The 16,175-nt window shown below is 70.6% G+C and carries 12 protein-coding genes and 1 tRNA gene; 6 read left to right on the top strand and 7 right to left on the bottom strand.

The window, feature by feature from the left end; all coding sequences use genetic code 11:
- The first annotated feature begins 4 nt into the window (after positions 1-4).
- The 3 genes from pepN (at position 5) to ACFY7E_RS16500 (ending at position 5,517) form a co-directional block, all read left to right on the top strand.
- Entirely contained in the window at positions 5-2,491 is a 2,487-nt protein-coding gene (gene pepN, locus ACFY7E_RS16510) for an aminopeptidase N (RefSeq protein WP_389485334.1), read from the top strand.
- 135 nt (positions 2,492-2,626) lie between these two features.
- Entirely contained in the window at positions 2,627-4,072 is a 1,446-nt protein-coding gene (locus ACFY7E_RS16505) for a pyridoxal phosphate-dependent decarboxylase family protein (protein ID WP_389485331.1), read from the top strand.
- Positions 4,069-5,517, top strand: a complete 1,449-nt coding sequence (locus ACFY7E_RS16500) for a lysine N(6)-hydroxylase/L-ornithine N(5)-oxygenase family protein (RefSeq protein WP_389485329.1) — start codon at positions 4,069-4,071, stop codon at positions 5,515-5,517. The genes ACFY7E_RS16505 and ACFY7E_RS16500 overlap by 4 nt, the downstream gene beginning before the upstream one ends.
- An 8-nt stretch (positions 5,518-5,525) precedes the next feature.
- Here the strand turns inward: ACFY7E_RS16500 and ACFY7E_RS16495 are convergent, their stop codons facing one another.
- Entirely contained in the window at positions 5,526-7,334 is a 1,809-nt protein-coding gene (locus ACFY7E_RS16495) for a bifunctional metallophosphatase/5'-nucleotidase (protein ID WP_389485327.1), read from the bottom strand.
- Between the two features lie 272 nt (positions 7,335-7,606).
- Here ACFY7E_RS16495 and pyk point away from each other — a divergent pair, with 272 nt between their 5' ends.
- Complete coding sequence (gene pyk / locus ACFY7E_RS16490; RefSeq protein WP_389485325.1) at positions 7,607-9,034, top strand: pyruvate kinase; 1,428 nt, start codon at positions 7,607-7,609, stop codon at positions 9,032-9,034.
- A gap of 47 nt (positions 9,035-9,081) precedes the next feature.
- Positions 9,082-9,843, top strand: a complete 762-nt coding sequence (locus ACFY7E_RS16485) for an isocitrate lyase/phosphoenolpyruvate mutase family protein (protein WP_389485322.1) — start codon at positions 9,082-9,084, stop codon at positions 9,841-9,843.
- A gap of 6 nt (positions 9,844-9,849) precedes the next feature.
- Here ACFY7E_RS16485 and ACFY7E_RS16480 read toward each other — a convergent pair whose 3' ends face one another.
- Positions 9,850-10,629 carry a helix-turn-helix domain-containing protein gene (locus ACFY7E_RS16480; RefSeq protein ID WP_389485319.1) on the bottom strand — a complete coding sequence of 260 codons (780 nt, stop codon included), beginning with the start codon at positions 10,627-10,629 and terminating at the stop codon, positions 9,850-9,852.
- A 109-nt stretch (positions 10,630-10,738) separates the two neighbouring features.
- Positions 10,739-10,811, bottom strand: a tRNA-Leu gene (locus tag ACFY7E_RS16475).
- A gap of 100 nt (positions 10,812-10,911) precedes the next feature.
- Here ACFY7E_RS16475 and ACFY7E_RS16470 point away from each other — a divergent pair.
- Positions 10,912-11,571, top strand: coding sequence for an ANTAR domain-containing response regulator (locus ACFY7E_RS16470; RefSeq protein ID WP_389485316.1), 660 nt, complete (start codon positions 10,912-10,914; stop codon positions 11,569-11,571).
- 93 nt (positions 11,572-11,664) lie between these two features.
- Here the strand turns inward: ACFY7E_RS16470 and ACFY7E_RS16465 are convergent, their stop codons facing one another.
- Genes ACFY7E_RS16465 through ACFY7E_RS16450 form a run of 4 tightly spaced genes read right to left on the bottom strand, consistent with a single transcriptional unit; the run spans position 11,665 to position 16,135 of the window.
- The gene (locus ACFY7E_RS16465; protein WP_389485314.1) at positions 11,665-12,381 is read right to left on the bottom strand and encodes an ABC transporter ATP-binding protein; all 717 of its coding nucleotides are present in this window, start codon (positions 12,379-12,381) and stop codon (positions 11,665-11,667) included.
- Positions 12,378-13,367, bottom strand: coding sequence for an ABC transporter ATP-binding protein (locus ACFY7E_RS16460; protein WP_389485312.1), 990 nt, complete (start codon positions 13,365-13,367; stop codon positions 12,378-12,380). Before ACFY7E_RS16460 ends, ACFY7E_RS16465 begins: the two co-directional genes overlap by 4 nt.
- A gap of 3 nt (positions 13,368-13,370) precedes the next feature.
- Positions 13,371-15,200 (bottom strand): branched-chain amino acid ABC transporter permease, encoded by a 1,830-nt coding sequence (locus ACFY7E_RS16455; protein ID WP_389485633.1) that lies wholly within the window; start codon positions 15,198-15,200, stop codon positions 13,371-13,373.
- Positions 15,201-15,205: 5 nt separating this feature from the next.
- A complete protein-coding gene (locus tag ACFY7E_RS16450) occupies positions 15,206-16,135 on the bottom strand; it encodes a branched-chain amino acid ABC transporter permease (protein WP_389485309.1) in 930 nt (309 codons plus the stop codon).
- Between the last annotated feature and the right edge of the window lie 40 nt (positions 16,136-16,175).

The following is a 16,175-nucleotide window of genomic DNA, read 5'->3' as shown; positions in this document are numbered from 1 at the left end:
GCCCATGTCCGTACTGACGCGCGACGAAGCGCAGACCCGTGCCCAGCTCCTCGACGTCCACCACTACCTCGTGGACATCGACCTCACCACCGGCGCCGAGACCTTCGAGTCCACCAGCACCGTCCGATTCACCGCCCGCGCCGCCGGGGACACCTTCGTCGAGCTCAAGCCCGTCACCCTGCACTCCGCCACCCTCGACGGAGAGCCCCTCGACCCCGCCGCCCTCGACGGCAACCGGCTCCCGCTGAGCCTCACCGAGGGCGAGCACGAGCTGCGCGTCGCCACCACCATGCGCTACTCCCGCACGGGCGAGGGCATGCACCGCTTCACGGACCCCACCGACGGCGAGTCGTACGTCTACACCCAGCTCTTCATGGAGGACGTCCAGCGCGTCTTCGCCGCCTTCGACCAGCCCGACCTCAAGGCCGTCTTCGAGGTCGCCGTCACCGCCCCCGACGACTGGACCGTCCTCGCCAACGGCATCACCGAACGGCAGCCCGACGGCACCTGGAAGGCCGCCCCCACCCCCCTCCTCTCCACCTACTTCGTCTGCGTCGCCGCCGGCCCCTGGCACTCGGTCCGCACCGAACACGCCGGGCTCCCCCTCGGCATCCACTGCCGCCGCTCCCTCGCCCCCCACCTCGACGCCGACGCCGACGAGATCCTCGCCGTCACCAGAGCCTGCTACGACCGGTACCACGAGAAGTTCGACGAGCCCTACCCCTTCGACTCGTACGACCAGGCCTTCGTCCCCGAGTTCAACGCCGGCGCCATGGAGAACCCCGGCCTCGTCACCTTCCGCGACGAGTTCGTCTTCCGCTCCGCCGTCACCGTCACCGAACGCCAGACCCGCGCCATGGTCATCGCCCACGAGATGGCCCACATGTGGTTCGGTGACCTCGTCACCCTGCGCTGGTGGGACGACATCTGGCTGAACGAGTCCTTCGCCGAGTACATGGGCTACCAGACCGTCAACGAGGCCTGCTCCGACCTCTTCCCCGACACCTGGATCGACTTCGGCGTCACCCGCAAGGCCTGGGGCTACGAGGCCGACCAGCGCCCCTCCACCCACCCCGTCGCCCCCGACCCCGAGGCCGTCCCCGACACCGCCTCCGCCCTCCTCAACTTCGACGGCATCTCCTACGCCAAGGGCGCCTCCGCCCTCCGCCAGCTCGTCGCCTGGCTCGGCGAGGAGGACTTCCTCGCCGGCATCAACATCCACTTCAAGCGGCACAAGTTCGGCAACGCCACCCTCGCCGACTTCATCGACAACCTCGCCGCCGCCACCGACCGCGACGTCCACGGCTGGGCCGAGCAGTGGCTGCGCACCACCGGCGTCGACACCCTCACCCCCCGCCTCGACGGCGAGGGCCTCCACTGGAACCTCACGGTCGACCGCGACGGCAGCCGCCCCCACCGGATCTCCGCCGGCCTCTACGACCGCGACCCCTCCGGCGACCTCGTCCTGCGCGAACGCCGCGAACTCGACGTCCCCCAGGACGTCCCCGCCGAACTCACCGGCCCCCGCCCCGCCCTCGTCGTCCTCAACGACGGGGACCTCACCTACACCAAGCTCCGCTTCGACGAGGTCTCCGAGGAGTCCGCCCTGCGCGGCCTCTCCCGCGTCCCCGACCCCCTCACCCGCGCCGTCGTCTGGAACGCGCTGCGCGACCAGGTCCGCGACGGCGACCTCGCCCCCGCCGAATACCTCGAATTCGCCCTCGCGCACCTCACCGAGGAGACCGAACTCGCCCTCGTCCAGGGCGTCCTGGCCTTCGCCCGCCACCAGATCGCCGACCGGTACGTCCCCGCCGGCGAACGCCCCGCCGCCCTCGCCACCATCTGCGAGATCGCCCGCGCCCTGCTGCGCCGCACCGAGGACGGCGAAGCCCCCGGACTGCGCCTCACCGCCGTCCGCGCCTTCGTCGACAGCGCCACCACCCCCGACAAGATCGCCTCCTGGCTCGACGAGGGCACCGTCCACGGCGGCCCCGAACTCGACCCGGAACTGCGCTGGCGGATCCTCGCCCGCCTCGCCGTCCTCGGCGCCACCGACGAAACCGCCGTCGCCGCCGAACTGGAACGCGACCCCAGCGCCACCGGCCAGGAAGGTGCCGCCCGCTGCCGCGCCGCCCTGCCGACCTCCGAGGCCAAGGAAGCGGCCTGGTCCGCCCTCTTCGACTCCGACGACCTCTCCAACTACCTCTTCACCGCCACCGCCCAGGGCTTCTGGCAGCCCGAACAGGCCGACCTCGTACGGGACTACGTGCCCCGCTTCTACGAGGCGGCCGTCGCCCTCGGCGACCGGCGCGGTCCCGCCATGGCCGAGGCCACCGGCCGCCACGCCTTCCCGGCCCACGCGGTCGACGCCGACTCCCTCGCCCTCGGCGAACGCCACCTGGCGGACACCCCCATGATCCCGGCCCTCCGCCGCAAGCTCGTCGACCAGCTCGACGACCTGCGCCGGGCCCTGCGGGTCAGGGAAGGCTGACCCGGAGACGGTGCGGGGACCGGACCCCCGATCCCCGCACCACCCGGCCCCGAAACACCACCCCGTGTCCCCCGTTCGGGTAACACCCCCGCACTCTCCGGACAAACCCCCGCACCCCCCGGCACCCTGTCGTCCATGCGTGCCGCACCCCCACCCCTCGCCGGAGGCGTCCCCGGCGCCGCCGCCCTGCGGCCCCTCCTGGGCACCGTCCTCGACGCCCTGCGCGCCGGAGCCGAGGAACGCGGCGGACCGCTCCCGGCCGGAGGCCCGGACGCGGTGGCCCACCGGACCGCGCGCCTCGGAGCCGTACTCCCCGAGACCGGAACCGGCCCCGACGAAGCCCTCCGCACCCTCGTCCACGCCCTCGCCGCCGGCGCCGCCGACCCCGCGCACCCCCTCTGCGCCGCCCACCTCCACACCCCGCCCCTCGCGCTCGCCGCCGCCGCCGACCTGGCCGCCTCCGCGCTCAACCCCTCCATGGACTCCTGGGACCAGGCCCCCGCCGCCTCCGCCCTCGAAACCCTGGTCACCACCGCCCTCGCCGCCGAGATCCACCCCGACGCCCCCCGCCCCGACGCCCTCGTCACCACCGGCGGCACCGAGTCCAACCAACTCGCCCTCCTCCTCGCCCGCGAACGCCACGCCGGCGAGCGCCACAGCGAGGGACGCCACGCCGGCGAGCACCACACCGGAGAACGCCACACCGGAAACGGCCCCCTCCGCACCGTCGTCGGCGCCAACGCCCACCACTCCTTCCGGCGCGCCGCCTGGCTCCTCGGCCTCCCCGCCCCCGTCGTCGTCCCCACCCCCCGGGGCGTCCTCGACCCCGCCGCCCTCCACGCGGCCCTCACCGAAACCCCCGGCCCGCTCCTCGTCGCCGCCACCGCCGGCACCACCGACGAAGGCCTCGTCGACCCCCTGCCCGCACTCGCCGACGTCTGCGCGGCCCACGGCGCCGACCTCCACGTCGACGCCGCCTACGGCGGCCCCCTCCTCTTCAGCCGCACCCACCGCCCCCTCCTCGACGGCCTCGCCCGCGCCCGCACCGTCACCGTCGACCTCCACAAACTCGGCTGGCAGCCCGCCGCCGCCGGACTCCTCGCCGTCCGCGACACGACCGACCTCGCCCCCCTCGCCCACACCGCCGACTACCTCAACGCCGACGACGACACCGACGCCGGCCTCCCCGACCTCCTCGGCCGCTCCCCGCGCACCACCCGCCGACCCGACGTCCTCAAGGCCGCCGTCACCCTCCGCGCCCTCGGCCGCACCGGACTCGGCGCCCTCGTCGACACCTGCATGGACCTCGCCCAGGACCTCGCCGACCGCATCGAGAAGACCCCCGCCCTCGACCTGCGCGCCCGGCCCGTCCTCACCACCGTCCTCTTCCGCCCCCACGACGCCGACGACACCACCGTCGCCGCGATCCGCCGCACCCTCCTCACCGGCGGCCGGGCGGTCCTCGGCCGGGCCCGCGCGGACGGCCGCCTCTGGCTCAAGGCCACCCTGCTCAACCCCCACGCCACCCCCGGCGACCTGGACCAGCTCATCACCCTCGTGGAAGGCAGCGCCCACCGATGACCGGCAGCACCCCCGAACAGGACACCGACCGGCCCCCGCACCCCCGGGACACCCCGGCCCCCGACCGCCCCCACGACCTCGTCGGCATCGGCATCGGCCCCTTCAACCTCTCCCTCGCCGCCCTCGCCCACGGCGTCCCCGGCGGCCTCTCCACCGCCTTCTACGAACAGCGCCCCGCCTTCCACTGGCACCCCGGACTCCTCCTCGACGGCGCCACCCTCCAAGTCCCCTTCCTCGCCGACCTCGTCACCCTCGCCGACCCCGCCAGCCCCTGGACCTTCCTCAACTACCTCAAGAGCCGCGAGCGCCTCTTCCCCTTCTACTTCGCCGAGAAGTTCCACATCCACCGCGCCGAGTACGACGCCTACTGCCGCTGGGCCAGCGAACGCCTCCCCGGCCTCCACTTCGCCCACCAGGTCGACTCCGTCCGCTGGAACCCCGAACGGCGCCTCTTCGAGGTCGACTTCACCCAGCTCGACCCCGACGGCGAGGCCGAGGCCCTCGGCCGCGCCCACACCCGCAACGTCGTCCTCGGCGTCGGCACCGAACCGTACGTCCCCGAACCCCTCCGCCCCCTCGCCGACGCCCCCGGCGTCCCCGTCGTCCACTCCGCCGACTACCTCACCCACCGCGAGACCCTCCTCGCCGCCGGACACGTCACCGTCATCGGCTCCGGCCAGTCCGGCGCCGAGATCTTCCTCGACCTCCTGCGCGCCCGCCCCGCCGGAGCCGAGGGCCTCCACTGGCTCACCCGCACCGAGGCCTTCGCCCCCATGGAGTACTCCAAACTCGGCCTCGAACACTTCACCCCCGACTACACCCGCTACTTCCACGCCCTCCCCGAGCAGGTGCGCGACGGCCTCGTGCCCCGCCAGTGGCAACTCCACAAGGGCATCGACGACGCCACCATCACCGCCATCCACGACGAGCTCTACCGCCGCACCCTCCACGGCGGCTGGCCCGACGCCGTCCTCACCCCCGGCGTCCGCGTCCGCACCGCCGGCCGCGTCGCCACCACCCGCGTCGAACTCCACCTGGAACACCTCCAGCAGTCCACCCGCACCCGCCTCACCACCGACGCCGTCGTCCTCGCCACCGGCTACCGCGAACGCCCCCTCGACCGCATGCTCACCGGCCTCGACCCCTACCTGCGCCACGACTCCGCCGGCCGCCCCCGGATCGACGAGCACTACCGCCTCGTCCTCGACCCCTCCGTCACCGGCGCCGTCCACGTCCAGAACGCCGAACGCCACACCCACGGCGTCGGCGCCCCCGACCTCGGCCTCGCCGCCTGGCGCAGCGCCACCATCCTCAACGCGATCACCGGCAAGGAGCCCTACCCGCTGCCCCGCCGCACCGCCTTCACCAGCTTCGGCCTGGAAACACGAGAGGCGCCCGGCATCCCGGCCCAGGGCCGGAAGCTGACGCCCCTCGTCCAGCACTGACGTACGGATCAGAACACCGGCACGCCGTCCCGGGTCAGCCTCCAGTCCACCGACGCGAACTGCCCCGGGTCGACCGTCCCCCTCGCCCGCACCCACTGGATGATCGTGTTGCGGATCTCGTCCGAATTCGCCCACAGCTGCGGCGCGTTCGCCACGTGCGGGAACGCGCCGCCGCCGCTCGCCCGGTAGTTGTTCACCGCGAGGACGAACTCCGCCGCCGGATCCAGCGGCCTCCCCTCGAACGACAGGTTCACGATCCGCGACCCGGCCGGCTGCGCGATGTCGATCTCGTACGTCAGACCCGACACCGCGTCGTAGTTGTAGTCCGGCGTGCCGTCCGCGTTCGTCAGCTTCGCCGTGTCCACCGGAGCGCCCGCCGGGGTCCGCACGTAGTACCGCGCCGAGAACTCCAGGTAGTCCTTCAGCTGCGCGCCCGTCAGCAGCCGCGCCTCCAGGGTGTTCTCGAACGGGTACAGACCCGCCGCGTCCTTGATCGTCACCTGACCGGCCGGGATCCGGGCCGTACGGGAGAAGCAGGACGCCTGCGAGAGCACCGGCAGACCCGCGTACGCGCCGCCCGCCAGGGCCGCCCTCACCGTCTCCGCCTGCACCGCGTTGATCAGGTCGATGATCGGCTCGTCCTTCCACGGCGCGTCCGCCGTGGTCATCGCCGAGGTCGAGCTGCCGATGACCTGGTTGACGTACGCGACCACCTTCCGGTGCTCGTCCGAGAGCAGCCGCACGATCTTCGGGTCCTCCTCCACCGTGTTGGAGTTCAGGACCCGCGCACCGACCTTCTCGACGCTCCAGCGGCCCTTCTCCCACACCAGGCCGAAGTCGAAGAGGGTGAGCCGCTGCCCCCACTTCAGCGGCTCGGAGAGCACGACCTCCCTGCCGGTCTCCTTGTTCGCGACCCGGTACTCGGGGATCTCGCTGTGCGCGTGCCCCACGAGGATCGCGTCGATGCCCGGCACCTGCTCGGCCACCAGCCCGGCCGCGTTCTCCACGTACGGCAGCTGGTCACCGTACGAGGACGTGCCGCTGGAACCGGAGTGCGCCGAGACGACCACCACGTCCGCGCCCATCGAACGCAGCTTCGGCACCCACTTCGCCGCCTGCTCCTCCAGGCCCGGGAAGACCATCCGCCCGCCGACGTTCGCCTTGTCCCAGATCGCGATCCCCGGGTTGGTCAGCCCGAGCACGGCCACCTTCACGACCCGGCCGCACGGGGTCCGCAGCCGGTGCATGCTGTACGGGGCGAACGCCGGCCGCAGGGTCTTCGCGTCGAGCGCGTTGGCACCGAGCAGCGGGAAGTCGCACTGCTCCTCGAACTTCCGCAGCACCGGGATGCCGTAGTTGAACTCGTGGTTGCCGAGGGCGGCGGCGTCGTAGCCGATGGCGTTCATCGCCTGCGCCATCGGATGGACCGGACCGCGTCGCGCGGTGATCGGGTCCACCTTGGCGTAGTAGTACGACAGCTGGGTGCCCTGGATGGTGTCACCGGCGTCGATGAGCAGGGTGTTGCGCCTCCCCTTCTCCGCGCGCACCCGGTCCACGAGCGTGGAGATCTTGGCGAGGCCGACGTCGTTGTGCGCCTTGTCGTCGAACTCCTTGTCCGTGAAGTAGTCCCAGTTGAAGACGTTCCCGTGCAGGTCGGTCGTCCCCATGACGGTGAAGGAGTACCGCTCGGCCGGCTTCGGGCGGTGCCCGTGCCCGGTTCCGTGGGCCTCGGCGGGGGCGACGGCCCCGGCGGTGAGAGCGGCCCCGGCCCCGACGGCCACGGAGCCCTCCAGGAACGTCCGGCGGTTCAACGGCATGTGCTTCTCCTCGGTTCAGTGGCGTCGCTCAGGTGCACAACGCGCGTAGATTCTGGCCCAGGAGACCCGCCCGCAACAGGCCTCACGGGTTACGGAGTGGAAAAGTGTTCGACGCGCGCACGCCGCCGGACACCCACAGGGAGGACGGAAAGCGCTCATCGGAGCACCCCGCCGCACATATTCAATACTTGTCAACGACCCTTCACCGAAAGGTTGTTGGGCAGTCACGACAGGCGGATTCGCTACCCACCGGTAAGCCCTAGGCTCGTCCCATGCGCCGAGCGAAAATCGTCTGCACCCTTGGGCCCGCCACCGAGACATACGACCAGATCAAGGCACTGATCGAAGCCGGAATGGACGTGGCCCGCCTCAACCTCAGCCACGGCACCTACGCCGAGCACGAGGAGCGCTACCAGCGCGTCCGCAAAGCCTCCGACGAAACCGGCCACAGCGTCGGCGTCCTCGCCGACCTTCAAGGCCCGAAGATCCGCCTCGGCCGCTTCCGCGAAGGCCCCGTACTCCTTGAACGCGGCGACGAATTCACCATCACCGTCGAACCCGTCGAAGGCGACCGCCACACCTGCGGCACCACCTACCCCGGCCTCGCCGACGACGTCACCACCGGCGAACGCATCCTCGTCGACGACGGCCGCGTCACCCTCGAAGTCACCGCCGTCGACGGCCCCCGCGTCCGCACCCGCGTCGTCGAAGGCGGCATGGTCTCCGACCACAAGGGCCTCAACCTCCCCGGCGTCGCCGTCTCCGTCCCCGCCCTCTCCGACAAGGACATCGAAGACCTCCGCTGGGCCCTGCGCACCGGCGCCGACGTCATCGCCCTCTCCTTCGTCCGCAGCGCCCGCGACATCGACGACGTCCACCGCATCATGGACGAGGAAGGCCGCCGCCTCCCCGTCATCGCCAAGATCGAGAAACCCCAGGCCGTCGACAACATCGACGAGATCGTCGCCGCCTTCGACGGCATCATGGTCGCCCGCGGCGACCTCGGCGTCGAAATGCCCCTGGAACAAGTCCCGATCGTCCAGAAGCGCGCCGTCAAACTCGCCAAGCGCAACGCCAAACCGGTCATCGTCGCCACCCAGATGCTCGACTCCATGATCGACAACTCCCGCCCCACCCGCGCCGAGGCCTCCGACGTCGCCAACGCCGTCATCGACGGCACCGACGCCGTCATGCTCTCCGGCGAGACCAGCGTCGGCCGCTTCCCCGTCGAAACCGTCCGCACCATGAGCCGCATCGTCGAAGCCGCCGAAGAAGACGTCCTCGCCAAGGGCCTCCCCCCACTCACCGAACGCAACAAACCCCGCACCCAGGGCGGCGCCGTCGCCCGCGCCGCCGCCGAAATGGGCGACTTCCTCGGCGCCAAGTTCCTCGTCGCCTTCACCCAGTCCGGCGACACCGTCAAACGCCTCTCCCGCTACCGCTCCCCGATCCCCCTCCTCGCCTTCACCCCCGACCCCGCCACCCGCTCCCAGCTCAACCTCACCTGGGGCGTCGAAACCTTCCTCGGCCCCCACGTCGACTCCACCGACGCCATGGTCGCCCAGGTCGACGAGGAACTCCTCCGCATCGGCCGCTGCGCCAAGGGTGACATCGTCGTCATCACCGCCGGCTCCCCGCCCGGCGTCGCCGGCTCCACCAACCTGGTCCGCGTCCACCACATCGGAGAACCGCTGACATAACCCCGGCAACACGTCGTCCGCGACGTTCCGGGGGTAGCGTCCACGACATGGATCTCCACACCACCGCCGAGCGCGCCCGGCGCCTCAAGCAGCTCCACGCCGACCACCAGCCCCTCGTGCTGCCGACCGTCTGGGACGTCTGGTCCGCCCGCACGGCGGCCGACGCCGGATTCCCCGCCCTGACCATCGGCAGCCACCCCCTCGCCGACTCCCGAGGAGCCGACGACCACGAAGGACAGACCTTCGAAGAGGTGCTCACCGCCGTCCGGCCGATCATCGCGGCGGTGGACGTCCCCGTCTCCGTCGACCTGGAGGCCGGATACGGACAGAAGCCCGCCGACCTCGTCGCCGGACTCCTCGAGATCGGCGGCGCCGGCCTCAACCTCGAGGACACCGTCCACTCGGACGGCGGGCGCGTCCGCGACACGCAGGAACACGCGCAGTACATCGCCGGCCTGCGCGCGGCGGCCGACGACGCGGGCGTCCCGCTCTGGATCAACGGCCGCACCGACCTCTTCCTCCACGCGGAGGACCCCTCCACCGTCCTCGACGAGGCGATCGAACGACTGCGCGCCATGGAGCGGGCCGGCGCCGACAGCGTCTACCCGGTCAGCATCCAGGACGACGACGACCTCCTCACGGCGGTCGTCGACGCCGTCACCGTCCCCGTCAACTCCACGGCCCACCCCGTCAAGCACGACCTCGCCCGCTTCCGCCGCCTCGGCGTCGGCCGCGTCACCTACGGCCCGCTGCTGCAACTCGCCCTCACGGACACGATGAAGGACATGCTGAAGCCCTGGACCCCCTAGGGGAAGTCAGTACTTGGGCCCCACGTGAAGGTCCATGAGCGCGACGGAGGCCCTACGGGCGACGGAGACGTTGTAGGGCCTCCCGTCGCGGACACAGCGCGTCCACTCGACGCCGAGCGCGTCGAGCGTGTCGGTGTAGAGCCGCCGGATGTCGTCCGAGACGTTGGTGAAGAAGTACCGGGGGTACTCGTACCGCTTGCGCTCGCCCTTCACGACACGGGTGGTCCAGTTGGTGATCCGGCACCCGTCGGAGTGGACGAGCCCGCGCACGAACTCCCAGGGGTGAGCGTCGACGATCGCCTGCTGCCAGGGTCCGAGGACGATCGCGCGCTCGTGCTTCTTGCCGGGGCCGTGCTGGGGGAACATGCACGTCCAGTGCTTGGTGAAGGACTTCACCTCGGTGCACCCCTGCCTGGTCCTTCGCCGAATGGTCGGCAGAGGCATCACCCCGCGCATCGCCACCTCGGCGGCGTCGATCAGCATCGGCCACGAGGTGTCGCAGAAGATCGACAGGTGATGCTGCTTGGCCCTCGACGTGATGTGGCCGTCGCCGAGGTAGAGCCCCAAGAGATAGGCGTACGCGGATGTATCGAACGCACGGTTCGTGCACCTGGGGCAGTCCGTGGGCCGCTCGAATCGGACGCCGCGCTTCCGGCGGTCCTCGGAGAGCCACCAACCGACCGTGCCTCGCGGCACGTTGAGCTGTTCGGCAACTGCCCGGTTGCTCAAGCCCCGGTGGAGGAGTGCGAGTGCTTCTTCGCGAATCGAAGGATTGTGCTGCCCCATGGCGGCAGCTTGGTCGAACCGCAACTCGTATGGATCAAGTCGAAGAGATGTTCACCGCGACGAGTGAAGATCAACAGCGCCCTTGGGTTCCTTGGAATCGAAGGTAAAGTGCCCCGGGTGGGATTCGAACCCACGCTGTATGGTGTTTGAGACCACTGCCTCTTCCGCTGGGCTACCGGGGCGTCCTTCGAAACGAAGGTCATTGGCAACCTGCCGTGCCTCAAACATACAGGACCTAGGTAGGCTCATGTAGCAGTAGCTGCCCTGCAACGAGGAGCCCCCGTGACCGCCCCCGAGTCGCCCCAGCCCGCCGACGGCGTCGAGGCGCCGCACGTCCCTCCGCTGACGACCCGCGTCGTCATCGCCGAGGACGAGGCCCTGATCCGCCTCGACCTCAAAGAGATGCTCGAGGAAGAGGGCTACACGGTCGTCGGCGAGGCCGGGGACGGTGCCAAGGCCGTCGAGCTCGCCCGTGAGCACCGCCCGGACCTCGTGATCCTCGACGTGAAGATGCCCGTCCTCGACGGCATCTCGGCCGCCGAGAAGATCGCCGGCGAGTCCATCGCCCCCGTCCTCATGCTCACCGCGTTCTCGCAGCGGGAGCTGGTCGAGCGGGCCCGGGACGCCGGGGCCATGGCGTACCTGGTGAAGCCGTTCAGCAAGAGCGACGTGGTGCCGGCCATCGAGATGGCCGTCTCCCGGTTCGCGGAGCTGCGGGCCCTGGAGAAGGAGGTCGCCGACCTCTCGCAGCGTCTGGAGACCCGGAAGCTGGTGGACCGGGCGAAGTCGGTCCTGCAGACGCAGTACGGCCTGACGGAGCCCGCCGCGTTCCGGTGGATCCAGAAGACGTCGATGGACCGGCGCATGTCGATGCAGCAGGTCGCGGAGGCCGTGATCGAGGACGCCGAGGAGAAGAGGGCGGCCAAGAACAAGGAGCAGTAGTCCGCTCCGTACGTACGGACCCCGTACGGGAGAAGGCCCGTCCCCACGGCGTTGTGGGGGCGGGCCTTCCGTCTTCGGTGCGGTCCCGGTGGCTCAGTCCTCGCCGAGGTACGCCTTGCGGACCGACTCGTCGTGGAGCAGGTTCTGTCCCGTGCCGGAGAGCACGATCTTGCCGATCTCCATGACGTGGCCCTGGTCCGCGAGGGCGAGGGCGGCCTGGGCGTTCTGCTCGACGAGCAGGATGGTGGTGCCCTGGGCCTTCAGTTCGGCGATGGTGGCCATGATCTTCTGCATCATGATCGGGGAGAGGCCCATGGAGGGCTCGTCGAGCATGAGCAGCTTGGGCTGGGACATGAGGGCCCGGCCCATGGCGAGCATCTGCTGTTCGCCGCCGGAGAGCGTGCCGGCGGCCTGCTTGCGACGTTCGCCCAGGATGGGGAAGAGGTCGTAGGCGCGCTGGACGTCCTTGGTGATGCCGGGGCCGTCCTTGCGGAGGAAGGCGCCGAGGAGGAGGTTCTCCTCGATCGACATGCGGGGGAAGATGTGCCGTCCCTCGGGGGAGTGGGCGAGTCCCAGGGAGACGATCTTGTGGGCGGGGATCTTGCGGAGGGACTTGCCCTCGAACTTGATCTGGCCGCCGACCGGCTTGAGGAGGCCGGAGAGGGTCCGCAGGGTGGTGGTCTTGCCGGCGCCGTTGGTGCCGATGAGGGTGACGACCTCACCGGCGTCGACGGAGAAGGAGATGCCCTTGACGGCCTCGATCTTTCCGTAGGCGACGCGCAGGTTCTCGACTTCGAGCAGTGCGGTCATGCGTCGTTCTCCTTGCCCGAAGCAGGGTGGTGCGGGGTGTCCTCCGAGGCGTCGTCGGAAGCCGGGGCCTCGGGGGTCCCGTCGGCGGGGGGCGCGTCGGCCGGGGCCTCGTCGGTCTCCGGGGTGTCCTTCGCGGCCGGGGTCGCGGCCGGGGCGGGGGCCGGGGTCGCTTCCGATTCGACGGGCTCGCCCAGGTACGCGGCGATGACCCGCTCGTCGCTCTGGACGGTGTGGCTGTCGCCCTCGATGAGCTTCTGGCCCTGGACGAGTACGGCGACCCGGTCGCAGAGGTTGAAGATGAAGCGCATGTCGTGCTCGATGACGAGGACGGCGACGCCCATGTCCCGGATGGCGAAGATGAGTTCCTCGGCGGCCCGGGTCTCCTGCGGGTTCATGCCGGCGGTGGGCTCGTCGAGGAGGATCAGGCCGGGGTCGCTCGCGAGGGCGCGGGCGATCTCCAGCTTGCGCTGCTCGCCGTAGGGGAGGTTCTTGGCGAGGTGCTGGGCCTTGTCCTGGAGGCCGATGAACTCCAGGAGTTCCATCGCGCGCTGCGACGCCTCGGCCTCGGCCTTCTTGAAGCCGGGGAGGCGCAGGAGGGCGGACCAGAGGCCCTGCTTCATCCGGGTGTGGCGTCCGACGAGGACGTTCTCCAGGACGGTCATGTTGTGGAAGAGGCGGATGTTCTGGAAGGTGCGCGCGATGCCGGCGTCGGTGACCTTGTACGACGTGGGCGGCAGGACCTTGCCCTTGTAGCGGACTTCGCCCTCGGTGGGGACGTAGAGGCCGGTGAGGCAGTTGAAGAAGGTGGTCTTGCCGGCGCCGTTGGGGCCGATGAGGCCGACGATCTCGCCGCTGTTGACGGTCAGGTTCACGTCGCGGACGGCGGTGAGGCCGCCGAAGCGCATGGTGACCCCGCGTGCGTCGAGAACGGTCTCGCCCGAGGCCGGTGCGGTGGTGGCGTCGGCGGTCGTGGTGGTGGTGGTCATGGTTCAGGCACCTGCCTTGGCGAGCGTGGCGGGCGTCTCGTCCTTCTCGTGGAACTCCAGCTGGTTGCGCCGGTTGGCGATCATGCCCTCCGGGCGGAAGCGCATGAGCAGGATCAGCGCGACGCCGAAGGCGAGGAGCTGGAACTCGCCCATGAACTGGAGCTTGTTGGGGATGAGGAAGAGCAGCGAGGCGCCGACCAGGGGGCCGCTCATCGTGCCCATGCCGCCGAGGACGACGGCTGCGAGCAGGAAGGCGGAGTTGGGCGGGATGGGACCGGCGAAGAGGTACTGCTCCGGGGTCACGGTGTAGGTGACGTGGGCCTGTACGGTGCCGGCGAGGCCGGCGAGCGCGGCGCCGAGCGCGAAGGCGATGAGCTTGACCCGGAAGCCGTTGATGCCCATGGCGAGCGCGGCGGTCTCGTCCTCGCGGATGGCGACCCAGGCGCGGCCGATGCGGGAGTCGCCGCTGCGCCGGAAGACCAACACGACGACCACCATGATCAGCAGCATCAGGAAGAAGTAGTTGGCGAAGCGGCCGATGGTGAATCCGGCGATGACGTGCTCGGCGCCGAAGTCGAATCCGAAGATGTTGAGGTTCGGGATGGACGCGATGCCGTTGGAGCCGTTGGTGATGTCGGGGCCGGAGGTGCCGTCGGTGTTGTTCACGGCGATGCGGAAGATCTCGCCGAAGCCGAGGGTGACGATGGCGAGGTAGTCGCCGCGCAGCCGCAGGGTGGGGGCGCCGATGAGGACGCCGAAGACCAGGGATGCCGCGGCGCCGACCAGGACGGCGGCCCAGAAGGGGAGGTGTACGCCGAAGGGGGAGGTCGGGGCGCCGGAGACGAGGGCGGCCGCGTAGGCGCCGACGCCGAGGAAGGCGACGTAGCCGAGGTCGAGGAGGCCGGCGAGGCCGACGACGATGTTCAGGCCCAGGGCGACGGTGGCGAAGATCAGGATGTAGACGCCGAGGGTGGCGTACTGGTCGTCGGTCTGGGTGAAGGGGAAGAGGGCGGCGGCGGTGAAGGCGCCGGCGATGGTGAGGTTCTGGTGCTTGCCGGTGAGCTGGGTGGCCTGCTGGACGAGACCCGACTTGTTGAGCGCGGCGAAGCCGATGCCGGTCGTGATCAGGAAGCCGAGGAACAGCTCGTCGTACTCGGTGCCGACGCCGTAGGTGAAGATGCCGAGGGCCACGGCGAGGACGCCGGTGATGATCAGGATCTCGACGGAGGAGTGCAGCGGGGGCACTCGGCGGACGGGGCCGGTGACGAAGGCGGCCTTGAAGGTGGTCCAGGCGTTGCCGACCTTGTGCTTGAACTGGTCCCAGCCGGTGTCCTCGGGGTCCGTCGGCAGCAGTTTCGGCCGTTCGAAGGGGAGGGCGAGGGCGCCGAGGAGGGCGATCAGGGAGGCGAGGGCGAGGACGGCGCCGCCGGGCTCCAGGTTGATCGGGCCGCCGAGGGTGATGCTGATGGCGCCGATGGTGAACCAGGAGATGGCGAAGTTGGCGATGGCGGCGAGTCTGAGGGCCGAGTCGCCACCGGCGGGGGTGAGCCAGCGGGTGCCCTTGACGCCGTAGGTGGAGAGGGCGAGGAGGGTGGTGAGCAGGCCGGTGACCAGGACCTGCATCTGGAGGCCGGCGGGGGAGCCGTAGTACGTGAGGTCGCCGGGGAAGCTGGAGGTCCAGGTCCAGGCCAGGAAGCAGCTGGCGACGGTGAGGGCGCCGCCGGCCGTGACGAGGAGGCGGGCGGTCTTGGCGGGGATGAAGCCGATGAGACCGGTCGCTTCGGCGGGCGCGGGTGCCGCGGCCGCCTGGGGGTTCTCGGAGATGGTGGTCATGGTGCTCACGCCCTGTCCGCGACGCGCTCGCCGAGGAGGCCCTGGGGCCGGGCGAGGAGTACGACGATGAGGAGTACGAAGGCCCAGACGTCGGCCCAGGACTGGCCGCCGAGCTGCTCCATACCGGGGATGTGGCTGATGTACGCCGTCGCCATGGTCTCGGCGATGCCGAGGACGACTCCGCCGATCATGGCTCCGTAGATGTTGCCGATGCCGCCGAGGACCGCGGCGGTGAAGGCCTTGAGTCCGAGGAGGAAGCCCATCTTGTAGTCGACGACGCCGTACTTCAGGCCGTAGGCGACGGCGCCGACGGCGGCCATCGCGGCGCCGAGGGCGAAGGCGATGACGATGATGCGGTCGGTGTTGACGCCCATGAGCTTCGCGGTGTCCGGGTCCTGCGCCGTGGCCTGCATGCCGCGACCGGTGCGGGTGCGCATGACGAAGAAGGCGAGGAAGGCCATGCAGACGGGGGCGGCGATGAGGAGGAAGACGTCGCCGGTCTGGATGGTGACCGGGCCGAGTTCGATCGCGCCGCCGGGGATCTGCGGGAAGGTGCGGGCGGACTTCGCCTCCGGGTACAGCGACCAGACGAGCTGCTGGAGGGCGAGGGAGAGGCCGATGGCCGTGATGAGCGGGGCGAGGCGGGGGCCGCCGCGGAGCGGGCGGTACGCGAGTCGTTCGGCGCCGACGGCTATGGTCGTCGCGACGAGTACGGCTCCGATGATCATGAGGGGGAGAGCCACCCACATGGTGGTGCCGCCGGGCAGGATGAGCCAGACCGTGAGCGCTCCGAAGCCGCCGGTCATGAAGATCTCGCCGTGGGCGAAGTTGATGAGCTGGACGATGCCGTAGACCATCGTGTAGCCGACGGCGACCAGCCCGTACATGGATCCCAGTAGCAGGCCGTTGACCAGCTGCTGCGGCAGTTCGTTCACCGCATTGTCCTCCGAGACTTTCGACGGATGTGACACCGCG

Origin of the sequence: Streptomyces sp. NPDC012825 (genome assembly GCF_042900925.1) — a bacterium.
Classification (GTDB): domain Bacteria; phylum Actinomycetota; class Actinomycetes; order Streptomycetales; family Streptomycetaceae; genus Streptomyces.
This window is presented reverse-complemented; position numbering and strand designations above follow the sequence as displayed.

Bases quoted from the DNA above. Each gene is read 5' to 3' on its own strand.
- pepN (WP_389485334.1), top strand. From the start codon at position 5: ATGTCCGTACTGACGCGCGACGAAGCGCAGACCCGTGCCCAGCTCCTC.
- ACFY7E_RS16505 (WP_389485331.1), top strand. From the start codon at position 2,627: ATGCGTGCCGCACCCCCACCCCTCGCCGGAGGCGTCCCCGGCGCCGCC.
- ACFY7E_RS16500 (WP_389485329.1), top strand. From the start codon at position 4,069: ATGACCGGCAGCACCCCCGAACAGGACACCGACCGGCCCCCGCACCCC.
- ACFY7E_RS16495 (WP_389485327.1), bottom strand. From the start codon at position 7,334: ATGCCGTTGAACCGCCGGACGTTCCTGGAGGGCTCCGTGGCCGTCGGG.
- pyk (WP_389485325.1), top strand. From the start codon at position 7,607: ATGCGCCGAGCGAAAATCGTCTGCACCCTTGGGCCCGCCACCGAGACA.
- ACFY7E_RS16485 (WP_389485322.1), top strand. From the start codon at position 9,082: ATGGATCTCCACACCACCGCCGAGCGCGCCCGGCGCCTCAAGCAGCTC.
- ACFY7E_RS16480 (WP_389485319.1), bottom strand. From the start codon at position 10,629: ATGGGGCAGCACAATCCTTCGATTCGCGAAGAAGCACTCGCACTCCTC.
- ACFY7E_RS16465 (WP_389485314.1), bottom strand. From the start codon at position 12,381: ATGACCGCACTGCTCGAAGTCGAGAACCTGCGCGTCGCCTACGGAAAG.
- ACFY7E_RS16460 (WP_389485312.1), bottom strand. From the start codon at position 13,367: ATGACCACCACCACCACGACCGCCGACGCCACCACCGCACCGGCCTCG.
- ACFY7E_RS16455 (WP_389485633.1), bottom strand. From the start codon at position 15,200: ATGACCACCATCTCCGAGAACCCCCAGGCGGCCGCGGCACCCGCGCCC.